The 19,501-nt window shown below is 60.7% G+C and carries 14 protein-coding genes, 2 tRNA genes and 1 riboswitch; of the genes, 14 read left to right on the top strand and 2 right to left on the bottom strand.

What is annotated here, in order from left to right; translation table 11 throughout:
- Positions 1-92 precede the first annotated feature (92 nt).
- Positions 93-205: riboswitch (SAM riboswitch) on the top strand.
- A 105-nt stretch (positions 206-310) separates the two neighbouring features.
- The 3 genes from HMPREF2605_RS05070 to HMPREF2605_RS05060 all read left to right on the top strand — a co-directional run bounded on the left by HMPREF2605_RS05070 (position 311) and on the right by HMPREF2605_RS05060 (position 3,910).
- On the top strand, positions 311-1,657 hold the full coding sequence (locus tag HMPREF2605_RS05070) for a bifunctional o-acetylhomoserine/o-acetylserine sulfhydrylase (RefSeq protein WP_070600720.1): 1,347 nt from the start codon (positions 311-313) through the stop codon (positions 1,655-1,657).
- A gap of 203 nt (positions 1,658-1,860) precedes the next feature.
- A complete protein-coding gene (locus HMPREF2605_RS05065) occupies positions 1,861-3,204 on the top strand; it encodes a homoserine O-acetyltransferase MetX (RefSeq protein WP_012903964.1) in 1,344 nt (447 codons plus the stop codon).
- A 355-nt stretch (positions 3,205-3,559) separates the two neighbouring features.
- Positions 3,560-3,910, top strand: coding sequence for a MerR family transcriptional regulator (locus HMPREF2605_RS05060; protein WP_012903963.1), 351 nt, complete (start codon positions 3,560-3,562; stop codon positions 3,908-3,910).
- Between the two features lie 138 nt (positions 3,911-4,048).
- Here HMPREF2605_RS05060 and HMPREF2605_RS05055 read toward each other — a convergent pair whose 3' ends face one another.
- Positions 4,049-4,864: a MerR family transcriptional regulator gene (locus HMPREF2605_RS05055; protein ID WP_070847218.1), complete on the bottom strand. Its 816-nt coding sequence runs from the start codon at positions 4,862-4,864 to the stop codon at positions 4,049-4,051.
- 94 nt (positions 4,865-4,958) lie between these two features.
- On the opposite strand from HMPREF2605_RS05055, the gene HMPREF2605_RS05050 reads away from it, so the two are divergent.
- On the top strand, positions 4,959-5,711 hold the full coding sequence (locus HMPREF2605_RS05050) for an alpha/beta hydrolase (RefSeq protein WP_070847215.1): 753 nt from the start codon (positions 4,959-4,961) through the stop codon (positions 5,709-5,711).
- A 401-nt stretch (positions 5,712-6,112) separates the two neighbouring features.
- On the opposite strand, the gene HMPREF2605_RS05045 is transcribed toward HMPREF2605_RS05050, so the two are convergent.
- On the bottom strand, positions 6,113-6,328 hold the full coding sequence (locus HMPREF2605_RS05045) for an RNA-binding S4 domain-containing protein (RefSeq protein ID WP_005508828.1): 216 nt from the start codon (positions 6,326-6,328) through the stop codon (positions 6,113-6,115).
- Positions 6,329-6,559: 231 nt separating this feature from the next.
- On the opposite strand from HMPREF2605_RS05045, the gene HMPREF2605_RS05040 reads away from it, so the two are divergent.
- The 10 genes from HMPREF2605_RS05040 to HMPREF2605_RS04995 all read left to right on the top strand — a co-directional run bounded on the left by HMPREF2605_RS05040 (position 6,560) and on the right by HMPREF2605_RS04995 (position 19,451).
- Positions 6,560-7,939 carry a glycine--tRNA ligase gene (locus HMPREF2605_RS05040; RefSeq protein WP_005507052.1) on the top strand — a complete coding sequence of 460 codons (1,380 nt, stop codon included), beginning with the start codon at positions 6,560-6,562 and terminating at the stop codon, positions 7,937-7,939.
- A gap of 128 nt (positions 7,940-8,067) precedes the next feature.
- Positions 8,068-9,045, top strand: a complete 978-nt coding sequence (locus tag HMPREF2605_RS05035; RefSeq protein WP_070847212.1) for a GNAT family N-acetyltransferase — start codon at positions 8,068-8,070, stop codon at positions 9,043-9,045.
- Between the two features lie 200 nt (positions 9,046-9,245).
- Complete coding sequence (gene dusB, locus HMPREF2605_RS05030) at positions 9,246-10,412, top strand: tRNA dihydrouridine synthase DusB (protein WP_049355088.1); 1,167 nt, start codon at positions 9,246-9,248, stop codon at positions 10,410-10,412.
- A gap of 136 nt (positions 10,413-10,548) precedes the next feature.
- Complete coding sequence (dnaG, locus tag HMPREF2605_RS05025; protein WP_070847210.1) at positions 10,549-12,657, top strand: DNA primase; 2,109 nt, start codon at positions 10,549-10,551, stop codon at positions 12,655-12,657.
- A 227-nt stretch (positions 12,658-12,884) separates the two neighbouring features.
- Positions 12,885-12,957 (top strand) — tRNA-Asn (locus HMPREF2605_RS05020).
- A gap of 439 nt (positions 12,958-13,396) precedes the next feature.
- Positions 13,397-14,269 carry a phage holin family protein gene (locus HMPREF2605_RS05015; protein ID WP_005507056.1) on the top strand — a complete coding sequence of 291 codons (873 nt, stop codon included), beginning with the start codon at positions 13,397-13,399 and terminating at the stop codon, positions 14,267-14,269.
- A gap of 311 nt (positions 14,270-14,580) precedes the next feature.
- Positions 14,581-15,786: a glycosyltransferase gene (locus tag HMPREF2605_RS05010; protein WP_070847208.1), complete on the top strand. Its 1,206-nt coding sequence runs from the start codon at positions 14,581-14,583 to the stop codon at positions 15,784-15,786.
- Positions 15,787-15,895: 109 nt separating this feature from the next.
- Positions 15,896-15,969: transfer RNA gene (locus tag HMPREF2605_RS05005), tRNA-Ile, on the top strand.
- Between the two features lie 235 nt (positions 15,970-16,204).
- Positions 16,205-17,209 (top strand): hypothetical protein, encoded by a 1,005-nt coding sequence (locus tag HMPREF2605_RS05000; protein WP_070847205.1) that lies wholly within the window; start codon positions 16,205-16,207, stop codon positions 17,207-17,209.
- A 10-nt stretch (positions 17,210-17,219) separates the two neighbouring features.
- On the top strand, positions 17,220-19,451 hold the full coding sequence (locus HMPREF2605_RS04995) for a flagellar motor protein (protein ID WP_246828167.1): 2,232 nt from the start codon (positions 17,220-17,222) through the stop codon (positions 19,449-19,451).
- Positions 19,452-19,501 lie beyond the last annotated feature (50 nt).

Here is a 19,501-nt window from a genome sequence, read left to right as displayed (position 1 = left end):
TAAAACGTCATCTTTGCAATGAAGCGTCTTAAAGTGTCGCGCACTCCTAAAACCCTTGACCCCGCGCAACCGATTATGACACCCTAATGACAGGTCAAGAGCGCCAGCGACAAGCCCCAGCTAGCTGGCCGGCAACCCTCCTCCGCGGTGGGGTGCCCTGGGTGAAGACCAGGCGGCACGCAAAAGCGTGACGCAAGCGCGGGACCGATGTGACCGAATCCGGTACATCAATCGTGACAGGATTATTCGACGACGATTCCTGTACCGCTCGGCATGCGGCCCCCTAACTATCCCCTTAGGAGAGCCAAGCATGAGCAACAACACTACCGTCCCGACTCCCGCCAACCCCGCCGGTTGGAAGTTCGAAACCCGCCAGATTCACGCAGGTCAGGCGCCGGATGCCGCAACGGGAGCTCGGGCACTACCCATCTACCAGACCACCTCTTATGTCTTTGACAGCGCCGAGCAGGCAGCGAACCGTTTCGCTCTCGCCGAGCTGGGACCCATTTACACCCGCATGAACAACCCCACCCAGGAAGTAATCGAAAACCGCATCGCTTCCCTGGAAGGCGGCGTTGGCGCGCTACTGCTGGCATCCGGTCAGGCAGCTATCACCTACGCAATCCTGAACATTGCCGGCGCAGGCGACCATGTGGTTGCATCGCCCTCCATATACGGCGGCACCTACAACCTGCTCAAGTACACCCTCGCCGACCTCGGCATCGAAACCACCTTCGTTGAGAACCCGGACGACCTGGACGCATGGCGCGCCGCGGTTCGTCCCAACACCAAGCTGTTCTACGGAGAATCCGTGCCTAACCCCCGCAACGACGTGCTCGACATCGAGCCCATCGCCAAGATTGCGCACGAAAACGGCGTGCCCCTGATCCTGGACAACACCGTACCCACCCCCTACCTGCTGCGCCCCATCGAGCACGGCGCGGACGTGGTGGTTCACTCCGCAACCAAGTACCTGGGTGGCCACGGAACCTCCATCGGCGGCGTGATTGTTGACTCCGGTAACTTCGACTACGGTGCAGACCCCGAGAAGTTCCCCAAGTTCAACCAGCCCGCCCCCGGCTACCACGGCCTTGTCTACGCACGCGACCTGGGCAAGGACTCCGCATTCGGTGCGAACCTCTCCTACATCCTGAAGGCGCGCGTCTCCCTGCTACGTGACACCGGCGCCGCCATCTCCCCGACCAACGCCTTCAACATCGGCATCGGCCTGGAGACCCTCTCCCTGCGCATCGAACGCCACATTGAGAACGCCACCAAGGTCGCCCACTGGCTCGAAGCAAACCCGCAGGTCGACAAGGTCATCTGGGCTGGCGTGGAATCCTCCCCCTGGTACGAGCGCGCACAGAAGTATCTGCCCAAGGGCCCCGGCGCGGTGCTCGGCTTCACCCTCAAGGACGCAACCCTGGAGCAGACCCGCGACTTCGTAGATGCCCTGAAGCTGCACTCCAACGTGGCGAACATCGGTGACGTGCGCTCGCTCGTAATTCACCCCGCCTCCACCACCCACTCCCAGCTTGCCGCTGAGGAGCTGGAGAAGATCGGCGTGTACCCGAACTTTGTGCGCCTGGCAGTTGGCATTGAGAACATTGATGATATTCTCGCCGACCTGCAGTTGGGCTTCGACACCCTCTCCTAAACGGTGATGCACCCGCAGGTGGACCGGCAAGCTACGGCTTTTCGGTCCACCTGCGGATTCCCCGTTAGGGAGCGTTTCATAAGCGCGCGGCACCGCCGCCTCGCTGCCTCAACCCGCAGACTCAACCGCAGATTCAACCCGCAGACGAGTACCCCGCTCACACCCGGCACCACCTCGCCGGCCAACCCAGTGAAGGGAACCCCATGACCACCCAGAGCACTAGCCAGTCCGGCACCACGCTGTCCAGTTCCAAGCAATCCGGCACTATCAACCAGCCTGTTACCGCGCCCATCCCCGTGGCGGGCACCCAGCGCGAGCACCCCGAAGCGCAAGGCTACCTGCGTCAGCTGAACATCGGCGACTTGGAGCTCGAATCCGGCGTAACCCTGCCGCAGGTCACCATCGGCTACGAAACCTGGGGTACGCTCAATGAGGCTGGCGATAATGCCATCCTGATTTTGCATGCGCTCACTGGCGATACGCATGTCTCCCGCGGCGTCCCCACCCCCGACATGCCCGCCCCGCTGATTCGCGCTATCGAGTCGGACGGCTGGTGGGAAGGCATCGTGGGCCCCGGCTCGGTCGTAGACACCAACCGCTACTTTGTGATTGCCCCCAATATTCTGGGCGGTTGCTACGGCTCCACCGGACCGGCAAGCATTATTCCGGAAGGCTACCCGGGTGCCGGTGAGCACTGGGGTTCCCGCTTCCCGCAGGTAACCATCCGTGATTCTGTGCGTGCTGAGGCGCACCTGGCACGTGCCCTGGGCGTGACCAGCTTCCGCTACGTGATTGGTGGTTCTCTCGGTGGCGCTCGCGCCCTGGAGTGGGCGGCAACCAATCCCGAGCTGGTGCGCGGATGCGCGGTGATTGCCTCCGGTCCTTCGGCTACGGCGGAACAGATTTCGTGGGCACACACCCAGAATATTGCGATTCGTTCGGACGCGAACTTTGCCGGTGGCGACTACTATGACGGTCCCGCGCCGCTGACCGGTCTTGCCCTGGCACGCCGTATTGCGCACACCACCTACCGCAGCCCCGCCGAGCTGGAGCACCGCTTCGGCCGCGAAGAGAACCGTGGCGAAAGCACCGTGGGCGGCTCGCTGGGTGAGCCGCGTGGCCGCTACGCCATCGAAAGCTACCTGGACCACCACGGCGCCAAGCTGGTTGAGCGCTTTGACGCGAATAGCTACCTGGCAGTGAACGAGGCACTGATTTCGCACGATGTGGCGCGTGGCCGCGGCACCCTGGCGCAGGCGCTGGCGCACACCGATTGCGAGTGGACGATTGCGGCGGTGAACACGGATCGCTTGTTCTTCCCGCACGAGTCGCACCGTCTGGCGGAGGCGCTGCCCACCCCGGTCGCCGTGGATATTATCGAGTCGAACCACGGCCATGACGGCTTCCTGATTGAGGCGAAGCAGGTGGAGAAGATTCTGGCGCGCGCCCTGGGTGTTGAAGATGAATCTGCTACCCCGAGCGAGGCGCAGCGTGAGCGTGAGGCGCTGGACTCGATGACTCGTCTGTACGGCGCTGTTACTCGCTAACTCAACCGGCACCCGAAGGCGTTTCACGCATCCTGTTGAATGTTGTTTTATCCAAACAGTGGGTGTGGGATTGTGAGGGAATGACTGGGTATTCTCAACTGTCCTTCCGCCCACCGTGAATTAACCTTCACCCTTAGGGTTATGTAATAGAATGCCGGGCGTTCGTATGATGCGAGTGTCCGGCATTTTTTCTATCTTTTTGAAGTGTGTTGTGCCAAGTCAGGGAATATTTTCCGGTTTTTCTGGCACTTTTTGAAAGCTCCGCGAGATACCGCGGAAGCAGCCTCCTGTTGCACTGGAAGGTAAGGGTTCTCAGTTTGCTTTAGACCCGCTCTAACCCCATAGCATTAACGCTGTGGTAAGTATTCAAGAGGTAGCGGAGCAGTTGGGGGTGAGCACCCACGCCCTGCGCTATTACGAAAAAGAGGGGCTCATTGCGGTGCCCCGTGATGCTCACGGAACCCGTATTTTTGATGAGGAGTCTATCTCCGCAGCACGGTTTATTGCTACCTGCCGTCAGGCCGGCATGAGTCTTGCCGACATTCGTACAATCTTGGACAATCCGGATGATCATGCACTCTCCGTTGATGTGATGGAGCGAGCCCGCCGAAAGATTGAAAACGAGATTGCGGGGTTGCAGCAGAACCTTGAGCACCTGGATCGCCGTATTCAGGAGCACCGCAGTCACCTCGATGGCACCCGCTAGATAACCGTCTAATTTTCATGCAGGTATGCACGCCGACGCCCGGTATTCCCGACGTGGGGAATACCGGGCGTATTTTTGTGCTCAGCTTTCACACTCAGCTACTCACCCCTAGTTACTGGGTATTTTCAGCCCAAAGATTTAACCCCAGGTAGCTTCCTCGGGGTTGACACCGTGCGCACGAGCGTTCTCAAAGATGACCTCCCTCAGCCACTCCGCAAGCCCAGGCGCAAGCTTCTCGTAGTGCGCCTTAAAGCGGGCATCCTCAACATAGCCGCGCGCCAGAATCGCGTGCTTGGCGGGGGTGACCTCAAAGAAGAACAGGGAGGCGCGGTGCCGCTCGGCGAGCGCGTTTGCCTCCTCGCTGCCCGGCTGCACGCCGCGGTTGAACGCCTCGACGAGGGCGTGTTCTACTTCCTCAACCTGCTGTTTGCCGTTCTGCCAGTCGGCACGGTCCATTGACGCAGTACGGCGCTGGTACTCGGCCCAGTCGTCAGTTTTTCCGTAACGGTCCTGCGCCTCCTGTTGGTGGGTGAGGCTGAATCCCTCGCCCATAATTTCTGCTTTCTCAGCAGCGCTGAGCTGCTCATTCTTAGGTGCCATAGCGTCCTCCAAAAGATGTTCGATGGTTTCAAGCATGCGCCCGTACGCGACGATTTTGCGTTGAAGCATATCCCGCTGAGCGAGTAGATGCTCGGTGCTGTTCGCTTCGTCCTGCAGTATTTTGTGAATGGCATCAAGGCTCATGCCGGTGGCGCGGTATCCCATGATGACGGTGATTCGTTCAAGATCTGTATCTGTGTAGTATCGGTACCCGTTGAACTCATCGTGTGCCGGGTTGAGTAGGCCTCGTTGCTCCCAGTGGTGAAGTGTGCGCACTGTTAGCCCGTGTAGTGATGCCGCTTCTCCTACGGTGTATTCGTGTTGCCCGTCAGGCGGTGTTCTGTTCGCGTCCATGGTTTCACTCTAAAACCTCACGTTAGGTGAGGGTCAAGCTAGCGGCGGAACCTGCGGTGCAGGGTTGCGGGGGAGTCCTCGCTAAGATGGGTTCATGAGCGAAAACAAATACGTCGTCGAATACACCCGCCCCGAGAACGAACGTGTAGGCACCCACCTGGTGCTCATGCTGCACGGCTACGGCTCCCAGGAGCACGACCTGCTGTCCCTGGCGGCGCACCTTCCGCAGGAGGGTTTCACCTACGCCTCCATGCGTGCACCGCAGCCGGTTGGCACTCAGTTCTCCGCGGACTCGACCGGCGCCTACATTGCCGCAGACGCTATCGGCTACCAGTGGTACCCGCTGAACCAGCGGCTCGAATCTGACCAGCGCGCCATTGAGCAGGCGAGCGACTACGTGCTGGAGTGGGCGCGCGCGAACCGTGAACCGTACGCTTCGGTGACCTTGCTGGGCTTCTCGCAGGGTATGGGCATTGCAACTTCGATGGTGCGTCATGCTCCCGGCGAGTTCGCCGCTGTGGTGGGTCTGTCCGGCTACGCCGTGGACTCGGATTCGCCGTACTTCAAGGATGAGGAGCTGAAGAAGACCGAACTGCCGGTGTTCTTCGGCCGCGACCAGGAAGACCCCGTCATCCCGCAGGAGATGGTGAACTACACCTACGACTGGATCCGCAAGTACACCGACGGCATTAAGGTGCTGTACGCCGGTATCGGCCATGGCGTTGGCCCCATGGAGATTCGCCATGTGGGCGAGTTCCTGGAGGTGAAGGTGCAGGGTAAGGAGCCGCGTATTCGTGCGCAGAAGGTTGCGGAGGCGACCGGCACCGCGGAAGGCTCTGACGCCTAAAACGACATATGGAAAGCCCCCGGGTCTGATGACTCGGGGGCTTTGCTGTAGTTCTGCTTCCGCGTGGGATGCACGGTTCCGCTTGGAAAGGCGGTTATCGTCCTCGTTCCTACAGGGAACCCGCCCTCGCTTCGCTTCGGGCACCCTGATGTCACTTTCGGACGATACCGCCTTTCCTCGCTGGGGTACTGTGCGGGTGCGGCCGCGTTTTCCGGATGCGCCCTCAGGGTGTCAGCCCGGACGCTCTCCGTAGCGAAGCGAGGAGGGGCGGAGCGTCCGGGTGACGGGTGCCCCTGCGTAGGCGCGGAGGAAATATGCGGCGCCCCGCCCCTGCTTGGTGAGGGGAGGAACGAGGACGGTCACTGCCCCTCGCCTGTAGCCCTAACCAAGCAGAGAGAGGACTAGTCCTCGTGCGCAACCTTCACGGTCACGCCGTTGAAGGTGACGGTGTCGCCGGGGTGCAGCTGCTTGCCGCGTGCTTCCTCAATGTCGCCGTTGACCTTTACCAGGCCGTGCTGAATGACCTCGCGTGCCTGCGCGCCGTCCTCTACGAGGTTGGCGAGTTTGAGGAACTGGCCGAGGCGGATCATGTCGTCGCGAATAAAAATTTCTTCCATGCTTCCTAGTTTATCCCGCCGGGTACGTCCTGGCTTCCCGAAAAATGGGGCGGTGGTGGGCCTGGTGGGCATACCCAGGGGCGGGTTGGTGATGGTACCCTAGTGTCTTGCATCAAAAAGTGTGCATATTGCGCCGATGAGCGCGAATACGGGCGCCCCGTTCTGGGTTGCGTCCCTTATGAACCCGAACTCACGCACGTCACAGCCGGTGGCGGGGCAGAAGGAGTAACTATGGCTGAAAAGTCCACCCTCGATAACGTTATTGCGCTCGCGAAGCGCCGCGGCTTTGTTTTCCAGGCCGGTGAAATTTACGGCGGTTCCCGCTCCGCATGGGACTACGGTCCGCTCGGTGCAGAGCTGAAGGAAAACATCCGCCAGCAGTGGTGGCAGCGTTTCGTCCGCTCCCGTGCGGACATGGTCGGCCTGGATTCCTCCGTTATTCTGCCTCGTGCGGTGTGGGAGGCGTCCGGTCACGTGGCGACCTTCACCGACCCGCTGGTTGAGTGCCTGTCGTGCCACAAGCGTCTGCGTCAGGATCACCTGCTGGAGAACTTTGAGGCGAAGAAGGGCCGCGCGGCTGAGGGCATGGAAGAGATTGCTTGCCCGAACTGTGGCACTCGTGGTGAGTGGACTGAGCCGCAGAACTTCTCCGGCCTCATGAAGACCTACCTGGGCCCGGTCGACAACGAGGAGGGTCTGCACTTCCTGCGCCCGGAGACCGCTCAGGGTATTTTCGTGAACTTCAACAATGTGGTGACTGCTTCTCGTAAGCGCCCGCCGTTCGGTATTGGCCAGATCGGTAAGTCGTTCCGTAACGAGATCACTCCCGGTAACTTCATTTTCCGTACTCGTGAGTTCGAGCAGATGGAAATCGAGTACTTCGTGCACCCGGATGACGCTGATAAGTACTTCAACGAGTGGGTTGAGGACTGCTGGAACTGGTTCGTTGACCTGGGCATTAACCCGGATAACATGCGCCGCTTCGACGTCCCCAAGGAGGAGCGTGCACACTACTCGGCTGGCACTATTGACGTTGAGTACCGCTTCGGCTTCCAGGGTTCCGAGTGGGGCGAGCTGATGGGCGTTGCGAACCGTACCGACTACGACCTGGGCGTGCACAACGAGCACTCCAACGCGAAGCTTGAGTACTTCGACCAGGCTACCGGCGAGCGTTACGTGCCGTACGTGATTGAGCCGTCCTTCGGTCTGACCCGCTCCATGATGGCGTTCCTTGTTGACGCATACGTTGAGGATGAGGCACCGAACACTAAGGGTGGCGTGGATAAGCGCGTCGTGCTGAAGCTTGACCCGCGTCTGGCACCGGTGAAGGCTGCTGTTCTGCCGCTGTCGAAGAAGGCTGAGCTGTCTGAGCCGGCAACTAAGCTGGCGAATGAGCTGCGTGGCCTGTGGAACGTGGACTACGACGAGGCGGGCGCTATTGGCCGCCGTTACCGCCGCCAGGATGAGATTGGTACCCCGTTCTGCATCACCGTGGACTTTGACACTCTTGAGGACCAGGCTGTGACCATCCGCGAGCGTGACACCATGAACCAGGAGCGTGTGGCTCTGGATCAGGTGAAGTCTTACCTGGCTGCACGCCTGGCAGGCTAAAAATAATTCATAACATGGTCGGCGGGTAGCCTCTTAGAGCGAAAGAGGCTACCCGCCGTCGTGTATTTGGGCTACCCTGGTTAGACTGATTGGCACGTTTGACGCGAGCGAAGGAAAGGTGCACGGATATGGCTGAACGCCTCAGCGAAAAATTTGAGATTCGCCCTTGGCAGGAGGGTGATGACCTTGCCCTGCTTGAGATATGGAACTCTGCCCGCAATGAGGTTGAGGAGCGCCAGCGTGGCCTTTTCGGCCCGGATACGGATGCGCCGTTTAGCCGCACCCTGGTGGTGACTGCTTCGGGTGTGCCGGTGGCTGCGGGTACTGTGGTGGCTTCGATGCTGCATCCGACGCGTCTATGGTCCTACATTGAGGTGGCAGCTGATCACCGCCGTCAGGGTATTGGTACTGCCCTGCTGGATGCGTTGCGTGAGATTGCGGCGGCGCACGGTCAGACCACCGCTTTGCGTGTGAAGCTGTCGCCGTTTAGTGACGGTGAGGAGTTTGCGCAGGCTGCTGGTATGAAGCTGATTCAGCGTTCCCGTATGGTGCGTGTGGAGCCGGGGGCGATTCCTCCGGTGTCGTTGCGTGAGGATGCTGACGGTAACGAGACTCAGGCGATTGAGGATTTGGCGACCGGTTCGGTTGAGCTGACAGCCGCGCTGTGGGATTTCTACCGCCGCGCCCACGAGTGGGATGTTCCTGCTGAGGTGGGTTTGGGCACCGTGAACCGCTACTTCCTCTCGGATGAGGTGCGTGCCTTTGGTGCTGTGGTGCTTCGTGACCATATTCGTGAGGCGGCGGCAGAGGGTAAGAAGGGCCCGATTGTGGCGTTTGCGGTGAGCTACCACCCCTTCGAGACTGACCTGGAGGCGGCGCTGGTGAATGAGAAGACCGCCACGGAGTTGCTACTGGGTTACGACTTCGATAATGAGGGTGCCGTGGAGGCGATTATGCAGGTGCTGTCCCTGCTGAGCGCTAAGTACCCGGTGCTGGTTGAGGTTGACGACGCCATGGAGGCGCTGGTTCAGGTGACTGACGTGCTGTTGCGTGCCGGTACCGCCTCGGTGGAGGGCGACCCGACCTATATTTACGTGACCGAGTAGGTTACTAGGTAGATTCTCGGTACCGAGCCTGCTGGCTGACTCTTGCTGAAGAGGCGGGGGAGTGGAATGCTCCTCCGCCCCTCTCGCGTACCTGCGCCTCCTCACGGTTGCTGAGCCTGCGCCGTGCCACTGCACTGCGCTTCTGTACCCCGTCAGCTGAGTCCGGTTCTCGATTTGCCCCCGTATGCCACAATATAGGGGTGAATTCTGAAGCACCCCGTCTTACCCTTCCGCCCCTGAAACTGGGCAATCTGACCGTTGATACTCCCGTGGTTCTCGCCCCGATGGCTGGCGTGACCAATAAGGCTTTCCGCCGCCTCTGCAGTGAATATGGCGGCGGCCTGTACGTTACCGAAATGGTGACTGCGCGCGCCCTGGTGGAGCGTAAGCCCGAGTCCATGCGCATTATTGAGCATGACCCGGACGAGAAGATCCGATCCATCCAGATTTACGGTGTGGACGCGGTCAACGTCGGTAAGGCTGTGCGCATGGTCGTTGAAGAAGACCGTGCCGACCACATTGACTTGAACTTTGGCTGCCCGGCTCCTAAGGTGACTCGCCGCGGTGGCGGTGCCGCCCTGCCCTGGAAGACTGACCTGTTCACTGCGATTGTGCAGACCGCGGTGAAGGAGGCGTCCCGCAACGATATTCCGCTGACCATTAAGATGCGTAAGGGCATCGACGATGACCACATTACGTTCTTGGAGTCCGCCAAGATTGCTCGTGATGCCGGTGTTGCGGCGATTGCTCTGCACGGTCGTACTGCGGCTCAGCATTATTCGGGTAAGGCTGACTGGGATTCTATTGCGCAGCTGCGTGAGTTGATTCCGGATGTGCCGATCCTGGGTAATGGCGATATTTTCTCCGCCGAGGATGCGGTACGCATGGTTGAGCAGACCGGCGTGGACGGCGTGGTGATTGGTCGCGGCTGCCAGGGTCGCCCGTGGCTGTTTGGCGACCTGCAGAATGCGTTTGAGGGTTCGTCGGAGCGTATCCGCCCGACCCTGACTGAGGTGTCGGACATGATTTACCGCCACGCAGAACTGCTGGTGGAGACTTTCGGCGATGAAACCCGCGGCCTGCGTGAGATTCGTAAGCACGTGGCGTGGTACTTCAAGGGTTACCCGGTTGGCGGTGAGCTGCGCGCGAAGATGGCTCAGGTGCCCGACCTGGCGACGTTCCGTGAGCTGATTGCTCAGCTGGACCACTCGATTGGTTACCCGGGTGCCGCTGTGGAGGGTTCGCGCGGTCGCGCCGGTAGCCCCAAGCAACCGCACCTGCCCGATGGCTGGCTGGATTCGCGCATCCTGGGCGACGCTGAGCGTCTGGGCCTGGCGGAGGCTGAGCTGGATATTTCCGGCGGCTAAACACCTGTACTTGTGTGCCGCGGCGTGCTGTTTGCGCGTCGCGGCGCATCCTTTTGTGAGCCTGTTCGTGCGTTATTTCCCGCTCCTGCAACGCCTGCAGACGCTACCTGTTGACCCTCACCGTAGAATTGAGTTTATGGCTGGATTAATCCGCAAAGAAGACATTGATGAAGTCCGCGCCCGTACCGATATCCGCGAAATCATTGAAGGCTATGTGAGCCTCAAAAGCGCCGGTATAGGCACCTTCAAGGGGCTGTGCCCGTTCCACGACGAGCGCACGCCCTCCTTCAATGTGCGCCCGCAGGTCGGCTCGTACCACTGCTTCGGCTGCGGTGAATCCGGTGATGTGTACTCCTTCGTCATGGCGATGGAACACACCAGCTTCGTTGAGACGGTGGAGCGTCTAGCCGCGCGCATCGGCTACACCCTGCACTATGAGGGCGGTAAGCCCGGCGACCGCTACGAGGCGGGTATGCGCCGCCGCCTGCTCGATGCGCACAAGATTGCCGCCGAGTTCTTCGAACGCAACCTTTACTCGCCGGACGCGCAGGAGGCGCAGCGCTTCCTTGGCGCCCGCGGTTTTGACCCCGCCGCAACCCGCAAGTTCGGTGTCGGCTACGCTCCGCGCGGCTGGGACCACCTGCTCAAGCACCTTCGCTCCCAGGGCTTTACCGATGAGGAGCTGAAGGCGACCGGCATGTTCTCGGAGGGCAACCGCGGCCTGTACGACCGCTTCCGCGGCCGCATCATCTGGCCAATCCGCACCATCGCCGGTGAAACCATCGGTTTCGGTGCCCGCCGTCTCTTTGACGACGATCAGGGCCCCAAATACCTGAACACCCCCGAGACGCAGCTGTACAAGAAATCCCAGGTGCTTTACGGCATTGACCTGGCAAAACGCGATATGACCAAGACTAAGCAGGTCGTCATCGTGGAAGGCTACACGGACGTCATGGCGGCACACCTCGCCGGCATCACCACCGCCGTTGCCACCTGCGGCACCGCGTTCGGTCCCGGCCACATCAAGATGGTGCGCCGCATGATTACCGATGACGGTTCCGGCGGCGAAATCATCTTCACCTTCGACGGTGACGCCGCGGGCCAGAAAGCCGCCATGGCAGCCTTCCAGGAGGACCAGCGCTTCGTCGCGCAGACCTTCGTGGCGGTTGCCGAGAACGGCATGGACCCCTGCGACCTGCGCCTACACAAGGGCGACGCCGCCGTGCGCTCGCTAATCGCTTCGCGCCGCCCGCTCTTCGAGTTTGCGATTGATTCGACCCTCGCCAAGTACGATTTGGCGACCCTTGAAGGCCGCGTGTTGGCGATGCGCGCTATCGCCCCGATTATTGCCGGCATTAAGGACCGCGACCTGCGCCCCGCCTACATGCGTAAGGTGTCCGGTCAGCTCGGGCTGGAGCTCGACGAGATTCAGCGCGCCGTGGCGTACGCGCAGAACCACCCGAAGCTTTCGCGCACCCAGCAGGCGGAGGCTACCGCCGCCGCGCCGCGTTACGAGCGTCTGAACGAGGGGCCGCAGAGCGTGCCGGGCACGCCGGGCTATACGGGTGCGCCGGGTTACGCGGGCGCTCAGGGGACAGTTCATGCTGACGCGCCCTACGACCCCGCCTACGATGCACCGCCACCGGAAGACCACGCCGCACCCAGCGCCTACGCCGGGCAGAACGCTGCCGCGCACCCGCCGAGCAGCATTCAACCCGCCGCACCCCAGCCGGAGGCGACCGCCCCCGCCGTCGAGGAATTCCTCACCCCCGACCCGCGCGACCCGGTTGCCCGCCTCGAAAAGGCGGCGCTCGAGATTGCCCTGCAGCACCCCGAGCTTATCAGCGTGGAACAGTGGCGTAACCTCGCCACCGTGCAGTTCCGCTACCGCACCCACCGCGAGGTGGCCGCCGGCATTATTCACGCGGCAACCGTTATGGCACCTACCCCCGGCATCGAATGGATCAACTGCGTACGCTCCGGCGCTGTAGAGGGCGTACACCCCGCCATCGCGGAGCTCGCCGTCTCACCGCTACCGGTCAGCAGCGCCGAGCGCCTGCCCGGTTTTGTGACTGGTGCGCTCAACGCCCTATTCGAACAGCAAATCGCCCGCCAAAAATCCGACCTGATGATGCGCCTAGAGCAGCTCAGCGCAAACCCCGACGACGAAGAGTTCGAAGCGGTACAGCGTCAGCTCCTCGAACTGGAAATGCGCCGCCGCCAGCTCAGCGCACAGCGCGGCTAAGTACGGTTCTTCCGCTACGCCCCGGCGACCTGCCGAATGTCCTGTGTTCTGCAGGTTGCCGGGGAATACCGCGGGGTAGAAGCCTCTTTCACCACTCAAACCAGCCACACAGCCAACCACACACCCCAAAAGTGATGCACTTCATAGCATTTCAAGTTGCGGAGCCCAAACAGCCCCGGTATAGTTATTACTCGTTGCAAGGGAAACCAGCAACGAAAACAAAATAATCCCCCGTAGCTCAATTGGCAGAGCATTCGACTGTTAATCGAAGGGTTACTGGTTCGAGTCCAGTCGGGGGAGCAAATATAGCAAGAGTCCCGGAACGAAGTTCCGGGGCTCTTGCTATATACGTTCCTCTGGCTCGAACCAGTAACCCCTCGGGCTTGCGCCCTCGGCGAGGCAAAGATACTTCACCCTGTAAAAATGTACCCTGCAAAAATGTGAAGTCTAACGCACAGAGAAGTTCTCTGCCCACACACGCCACACGCCCACTCGGCGCGTAGCGGGGGAGCGGCGCATCGGCATCCTCTTACGCCTACTCCAGAGCAAATCCACAGGCGCAACCAAACCCAGAAAGCTACGCCTGCAGCTCAATGTAGCCTCCAGAAAGTCGAAAATACCTGAAGAGATAGCGCAAACCCCCACCCAAACGGTCACGCGGAGGTATCATAAGGGGCTAAACTATAGGAGGTGGAGTGCGAAAAAGAAGCCTCCAAAAACACGTCACGGAGAGGTGGTCATGACCACTACTACTAATCCCAAGGCACCCAAGCGTTTCTTTGCTGGCATCAGCGGGATTAAGTCCGGCGTCGCGAACATCATCGACGCTGGCAAAACCTTCAAGACCCTCGGACCCAGCCAGGTCAAGGACGAAATCCAGATTGCAAAGCACGAGCTGAAGACCAAGGGCATCGCCGTTGGTAAGGGCGCAGCCTTCTTCGGCGTCGCAGCAGTCTTCGGTCTGTTCCTGATTATTGCGCTGGTCGCCGCAGCAATCCTTGGCCTCGGCACCGTCATGCCCTACTGGGCATCCGCACTGGTCTTCGCCCTCATCTTCCTCATCGTCCTGGCAATCTGCGCCCTGGTCGGTCTGAAGAAGGTCAAGGCACAGCTGCCGTTCAAGCCCGAATCCGCAATCTTCGGTCTGCTCTTCGACCTCGGCGTACTCAAGGAAGGTACCGCCATGTCCGCTGAGCGCCTGAAGAAGGAACAGGCAGAGCGTGCAGCGCAGAAGGCTAAGGAAGCTGAAGAAGCAGCAGAACGCGCACGTCAGGAAGCTGAAGAGCGCAAGGCACGCGGCGAGGAAGAGCCCAAGCCGCCGACCTTCGAAGAGCTCAAGCAGCGCACCGCAGAACGCCGCCAGCACCTGGCAGCCCTGCGCGACGACCTGCAGTCCTACACCGGCGACGTTCAGAACAACACCCAGCAGGCTCTGGACGCTCTCAAGGCAGTGCCCTCCGAAGTTGCCGCAGGTGCAGCAGCTACCGGCCGCGGCCTGGCAGAGAACGTGCGCAAGCCCGAGGTTCTGCAGGCACGCTGGAAGTCCTTCGCAGCACTGGGCGCATCCATTGCAACCGTCCTGCACTTCCTGAACCGCCTGGTACGCCGCTAAACACTGTTCGCCGCTAAAACCGATACAGGTTTAACGCCAAGCGTCCAAACGCCCCGATACTCGTATCGGGGCGTTTGTGCGTCTACAGGCAGGCTGCTGGCTTCTGTTTCAACGGGAGGTTTAGAGGTAACTCCCAGCCAAAGCCGCCCGCCATAAGTCGGAGAAGGACGCAGCTCACAGGTAGAATAGACAAGTGCTGTACGTACTGGATCCACCCGGTGCACGCGGCAGACAGAGGTAGAAGCGGCGCGCCGTCGCACCCGAAACCCCCAAAGTCACCGACACACTACACCCCGATGAGGAGCCCCGTCATGGAACAGGCAAAGACGATTCTGATTGGCGCAGAAACCTACCCGCCGGACATCAACGGTGCAGCACAATTCGGTCACCGCCTCGCCACCTCCATGCTCAAGCGAGGCCACTCCGTGCATGTGGTCGCCGCCAGCCCCATCCCCGGCCCCAGCTACCGCACCGAAGTAGAGGGCGGCATCGTGGAGCACCGCCTGCGCTCGCACCTGCCCCCGACCCACGAGACGAACCGCATCTGCATCCCCTGGGAGATCTGGTCCGAGGTCGGCACAATCCTTGACGAGGTCCGCCCGGACGTGGTGCACGTGCAGTGCCACTACATTATTGGTCGTGCGCTGATTTTCCAGGCGAAGCACCGCGGTATCCGCGTCATTGCGACTAACCACTTCATGCCCGCGAACCTGGATCCGTTCCTGCCGTTCCCCTCTCCCGTGAAGCGCGTGATTGAGAAGGTGACCTGGAAGGATATGCGTTTCTGCTTCTCCAAGACCGCGGTCGTTACCACCCCCACCCAGATTGGTGCGGATGCGATGCGTGACCTGGGTCATTTTGACCGCCCGGTTATGCCGGTTTCTAACGGTATTGAGATTAGCGACTACGAGCTGGCTGAGGGCGCCGACGCCGGCAAGGTGCCTGGCGAGCTGCGTATCGCCTTCGTGGGTCGCCTTGCCGAAGAGAAGAACGTGGACGTTCTCATTGAGGCGCTCTCCCTGCTGCCGGATACCCTCGAGCACGTGGTGCTTGACATTGCCGGCGGCGGTGAGCTGCGTGAGGCACTCGAGCAGAAGGCACACGATTGCGGTGTGGCTGATCGCGTGATTTTCCGCGGCTTCGTTCCGGATGAGCATCTGCCCGAGGTGTACCAGATGGCTGACGTATTCTGCCAGCCCGGTACCGCCGAGCTGCAGTCTCTCGTCTCTCTGGAGGCGATGAGCGCCTCCACCCCCGTGGTGCTCGCGAACGCGCTGGCTCTGCCGCACCTGGTTGAGGACGGTGTGAACGGCTACCTCTTCGAGCCCAATAACGCACAGGATTTGGCGAAGAAGCTGGAGGCTGTGCTCTCCCTGCCCGCCGCCGAGCGTGAGCAGATGGGTCGCGAGTCCCGCCGCATCGTGGGCTTCCACAGCGCTGAGAACACCTGGCGTACCTTCGAGGAACTGTACGTGAGCGACGCTCCGTACCAGCGTTACCTGGATTCGCGCCGATAAGCTTCTTTAGGTGCTGAGTAGTTGATTGAGCGTTTTTCGTTCTCAGTCGCTGTTCAGGTACTCTAGAGGATGGTGCTGGCGCCCATTGCGCGCCGTCACTGCACCGGATGGGGAGTTAGCTCAGCCGGTTAGAGCAGGGGACTCATAATCCCTTGGTCGCGGGTTCGAGCCCCGCACTCCCTACGGCCCCGCCCGTCGACTTCACCCACTTGTCGGCGGGCGGGGCTTTTTCGCGCCCTATTTTCGTGCATGGAATGCATCAACGGTGATGAAAATGGGTAAATGACGAACGAAGACGCATCATAGTTCTCGATAGGGTAGGGTTGAAGGGTCTTGTCACGAAAGGCAGGGCGATGCTGCCGGTAGGTGCCGATTCTGCTGGCGGTGTTGCTTCCACACACCATACGAGAGGATCTCAATGTCGGAGAACACTCCCAACAACCCGTCGCAGGGTGTAGCCGGAGGCTACGGCTACGACGCCGGCGCACACCCCGCGCAGGACGCTTCGCTTCCGGGCCAGGCTGCTCAGCCGAGCCAGCCCGTGCAGTCGAGCCAGCCCGTGCAGTCGAGCCAGCCGGGTAATGCTGCTCAGCCTGCCGCACCGGTAGCACCTCAGCAGCCCGTTCAGCCTGAGCCCGTTCAGTCGCAGCAGGCGCCCCAGCCCGGTACTGCTCAGCCCGGTGCTGCTCAGCCGGGTCAGCCCGGCCAGGCAACCTATGCGCCGAGCGCACCGCATCCGGCGGTGAAGGCACTGGGTGCTACCTGGAACGCGTTCTTGGACGTTTTCTCCAGCAACCCGGCGACCGCGCACGCTCGCATCTCTTCCGCAGGTGCGTGGGGTTGGATTGTTCCCACGACTCTGCAGGCGCTAGTGGGCGCGTTCTTCTTCAGCCAGCTGGTAATTCTGGCGGCGGTTGTCATGATGTCCATGTTGGGCTACATGTTTGGTGGCCGAAGTGGTGCCGCCTACGGTGGTGCCTACGCCGCACAGGCTGTGCCGACCGGACGCATGATTCTGGCGTACGTGCTGATGGCTCTCGCCATCTTCGGCGTGCAGGTTCTGCGCGGTGTGCAGCTGCAGCTGACCGCGCGCATTGGCAAGGCGCCGGCGTCCTTCACCGCGAGTATGCACGCTGTGTCGGTGTCTTCTCTGGTGCTGATTCCTTCGTTCCTGCTGCTGAACCTGCTCGTGTTCTTCTTGCGCCTCACCCGTAGCGGTGACGGCGCGTTCTTCCTGACCATGCTCATGGTTCTGGTGCTTGCTTTTGCGGTGTTCTCGGGTGAGGCTCTGACCTACCTGGGCCTGAACCGTCTGGGCCGCTTCGCGAAGTCCCCGATTATCATGCACGCGGCGCTGAGCACCGCATGGGTTCTGGCATCCATGGTTGTTTACTACGTGGCTATTCGCCTGATGGGAGCCTAGAATGCACGCGATGACTCATACCCCGGCTGCACCGGCTCGTCAGCGCTGGATGTTCCTGGCGGTTCTGCTGACCATTGCAGCGCTGATTCTGAGTGCCTGCAGCGCGAAGATTGAGACCCAGCTGGGTCTTGAGAGCGCCGAGAAGGGTACTCGTACGATTCTGGTTTCCTTCAACATGAAGGATAACCAGGACAAGGTTAAGGGCGGCACCCAGGCGCTGGATGCGTCCGTTCGTAAGCACCTGCCCGAGGGCATGGAGTACGAAGGTATTCAGTCTGAGGGCGAGAAGGCTCGTGCGACCTTCAAGGTCTCCTTCTCCTCCGTGGACGAATACCACTCCAAGGTGACCTCTCTGCTGAAGGCTTCGGGCTCCGACATCAAGCCGCAGATTAGCATCATCAACTCTGACCAGGGCCTGGTGCAGGGTATCCAGGTGAAGGAAAACTTCAGCTCTGGCGACCTGCTGGGCTGGCTTCCGGAAGCGCTGGTCGTGGATGGTGTGGTGTCTGCTTCTAATAAGAACAGCGTCCTCAGCAGCAGCGATGAAACCACTGTGAAGTTTGGCGAGAAGGAAGTGAAGAACTCCGGTGGTTCTAAGATTTCTGCGAAGGATGTTCAGGACCGCGGTTTCCGTAACGTCATTCTTGACGTGAAGGAGAAGGACGGCGGTTACTCCGTGATGGTTTCCTTCGTCGCGAAGGAAATCATGAACACCGAGACCGCCTCGGCGGTCGACGCCTACCTGAACCAGGTCAAGCCTGAGGGCTCCGAGCTGAAGAAGGGTCTGGAGTCCTCGCAGGCGAAGGCATACGCTCCTTCCGCATCGACCGCCAGCGCGAAGGAAGAAGTGGGTCGTACCCTGACCTTTAGCGCTTCTTCGATTGAAGATTTGAGCAACGGCCTCAAGAAGCTGTTTGGTGCAGGTAGTACCGATCTCTCCGCCAGCCGTGAGGTAGTGGCGAAGGATAATAACTTCACCGTTCAGAAGAAGATTTCGGGTCTGCTGGACTGCGCGCTACTGTGCTCCCCGAGCGGTGATGGCCTGACTCTGACCATCATGGACACCAACGATAAGTCCTACATGGTGGACCCCGAGGGTCGCGCTAGTTCCTCCCGTTCTGGCGGTAGCAGTACTCTCATTGCGGTTGACCGTGTTTCTTCACGTCAGATTGAGATGAAGAGCATGAAGGTGGCTACCTCCCTGGGCCTGGATGGTTCCATGGAAGCTCGTTTCCTCTACGCATTCCCGACCGCGGATGTTGCGGGTGCTGAGCAGAAGCTCAAGGACGTTTTCGCAGGCGGCGGTAATGACGAGACCGAGGTTCGTCAGGACGGCGACGCCACCATCGTGAGCGTGAAGGTTCGCGGTAAGGACCAGAACGAGTTCAACCAGCGCCTGAACGAATACCTGCCCGATTCGAAGGTGACCGTTACCCGCCCCGGTGGCTACCACCCCTTCGGCTCCGACTACATTGTGACCCCTGAGATTAAGCTCTCTTCGAAGCTGGGTAACTACTACGCGGCTCCCTTCGAGTTCACCTTCAAGGCTCCGACCTTCTCCTCGCTGGAGCAGCAGAAGGTAGATGCCGCGAACAGCATCGCGAAGAGCTCTCAGCACGTGCAGCTGAGCGTGAACGGTGGTGAGCTGAGCGTCAAGACCGACCGCGGTGTCAGCACCACCTCCGGTCTGACTGTTCCGGTGTCAGGTCTGAGCATGACTGATGTAATCGTGGATGCGGTTATTGTGGGTCTGCTGCTGCTCATCCTGATTCTGCTGTTCCTGTTCCGCAAGAAGATTGCGGCGGCTCGTGCAAAGGGCCGTGAGCGTCGTGCCGCTTCGGCTGCTGCACTGGGTGCTGCGGCTGGTGTTGCGACCGGTTACGGCGCAACCCAGGCGGACGCGCAGGGCGGCTACCCGGCACAGAACTACGGTGCGCAGAACGGATACCCGGCACAGGGCGGCTATGCTGCTCAGCCCGGCTACCCGGCTCAGAACACCGCCTACGCTGCGGGTGACGATTCGCCGACTCAGGTATTCACCCCGCAGCACGGCCTGAACTACGGTGAGAATGAACCGACCAAGGCAATGCCTGCGTACGATGCGCAGGCCGCGCAGACCGCACAGCCTGCACAGCCGGTTCAGCCTACTCAGCCCGGTCAGCAGGTTCAGCCCGGTCAGACTGCTCAGCAGCCTGTACAGCCGAACCAATTCGGTGCTGATGACGGTGACGTCCTCCAGTAAGTAGCTGCCTCTAGCACCTACGCTAGTGAGCACAACCTAGACTGGCTCCT

It is taken from the genome of Rothia sp. HMSC065C03 (genome assembly GCF_001837295.1).
Classification (GTDB): domain Bacteria; phylum Actinomycetota; class Actinomycetes; order Actinomycetales; family Micrococcaceae; genus Rothia.
This window is presented reverse-complemented; position numbering and strand designations above follow the sequence as displayed.

What these genes read in the sequence shown, in the direction of transcription:
- HMPREF2605_RS05070 (WP_070600720.1), top strand. Translation starts at nt 311, where the DNA reads ATGAGCAACAACACTACCGTCCCGACTCCCGCCAACCCCGCCGGTTGG.
- HMPREF2605_RS05065 (WP_012903964.1), top strand. Translation starts at nt 1,861, where the DNA reads ATGACCACCCAGAGCACTAGCCAGTCCGGCACCACGCTGTCCAGTTCC.
- HMPREF2605_RS05055 (WP_070847218.1), bottom strand. Translation starts at nt 4,864, where the DNA reads ATGGACGCGAACAGAACACCGCCTGACGGGCAACACGAATACACCGTA.
- HMPREF2605_RS05050 (WP_070847215.1), top strand. Translation starts at nt 4,959, where the DNA reads ATGAGCGAAAACAAATACGTCGTCGAATACACCCGCCCCGAGAACGAA.
- HMPREF2605_RS05045 (WP_005508828.1), bottom strand. Translation starts at nt 6,328, where the DNA reads ATGGAAGAAATTTTTATTCGCGACGACATGATCCGCCTCGGCCAGTTC.
- HMPREF2605_RS05040 (WP_005507052.1), top strand. Translation starts at nt 6,560, where the DNA reads ATGGCTGAAAAGTCCACCCTCGATAACGTTATTGCGCTCGCGAAGCGC.
- HMPREF2605_RS05035 (WP_070847212.1), top strand. Translation starts at nt 8,068, where the DNA reads ATGGCTGAACGCCTCAGCGAAAAATTTGAGATTCGCCCTTGGCAGGAG.
- dnaG (WP_070847210.1), top strand. Translation starts at nt 10,549, where the DNA reads ATGGCTGGATTAATCCGCAAAGAAGACATTGATGAAGTCCGCGCCCGT.
- HMPREF2605_RS05015 (WP_005507056.1), top strand. Translation starts at nt 13,397, where the DNA reads ATGACCACTACTACTAATCCCAAGGCACCCAAGCGTTTCTTTGCTGGC.
- HMPREF2605_RS05010 (WP_070847208.1), top strand. Translation starts at nt 14,581, where the DNA reads ATGGAACAGGCAAAGACGATTCTGATTGGCGCAGAAACCTACCCGCCG.
- HMPREF2605_RS05000 (WP_070847205.1), top strand. Translation starts at nt 16,205, where the DNA reads ATGTCGGAGAACACTCCCAACAACCCGTCGCAGGGTGTAGCCGGAGGC.
- HMPREF2605_RS04995 (WP_246828167.1), top strand. Translation starts at nt 17,220, where the DNA reads ATGACTCATACCCCGGCTGCACCGGCTCGTCAGCGCTGGATGTTCCTG.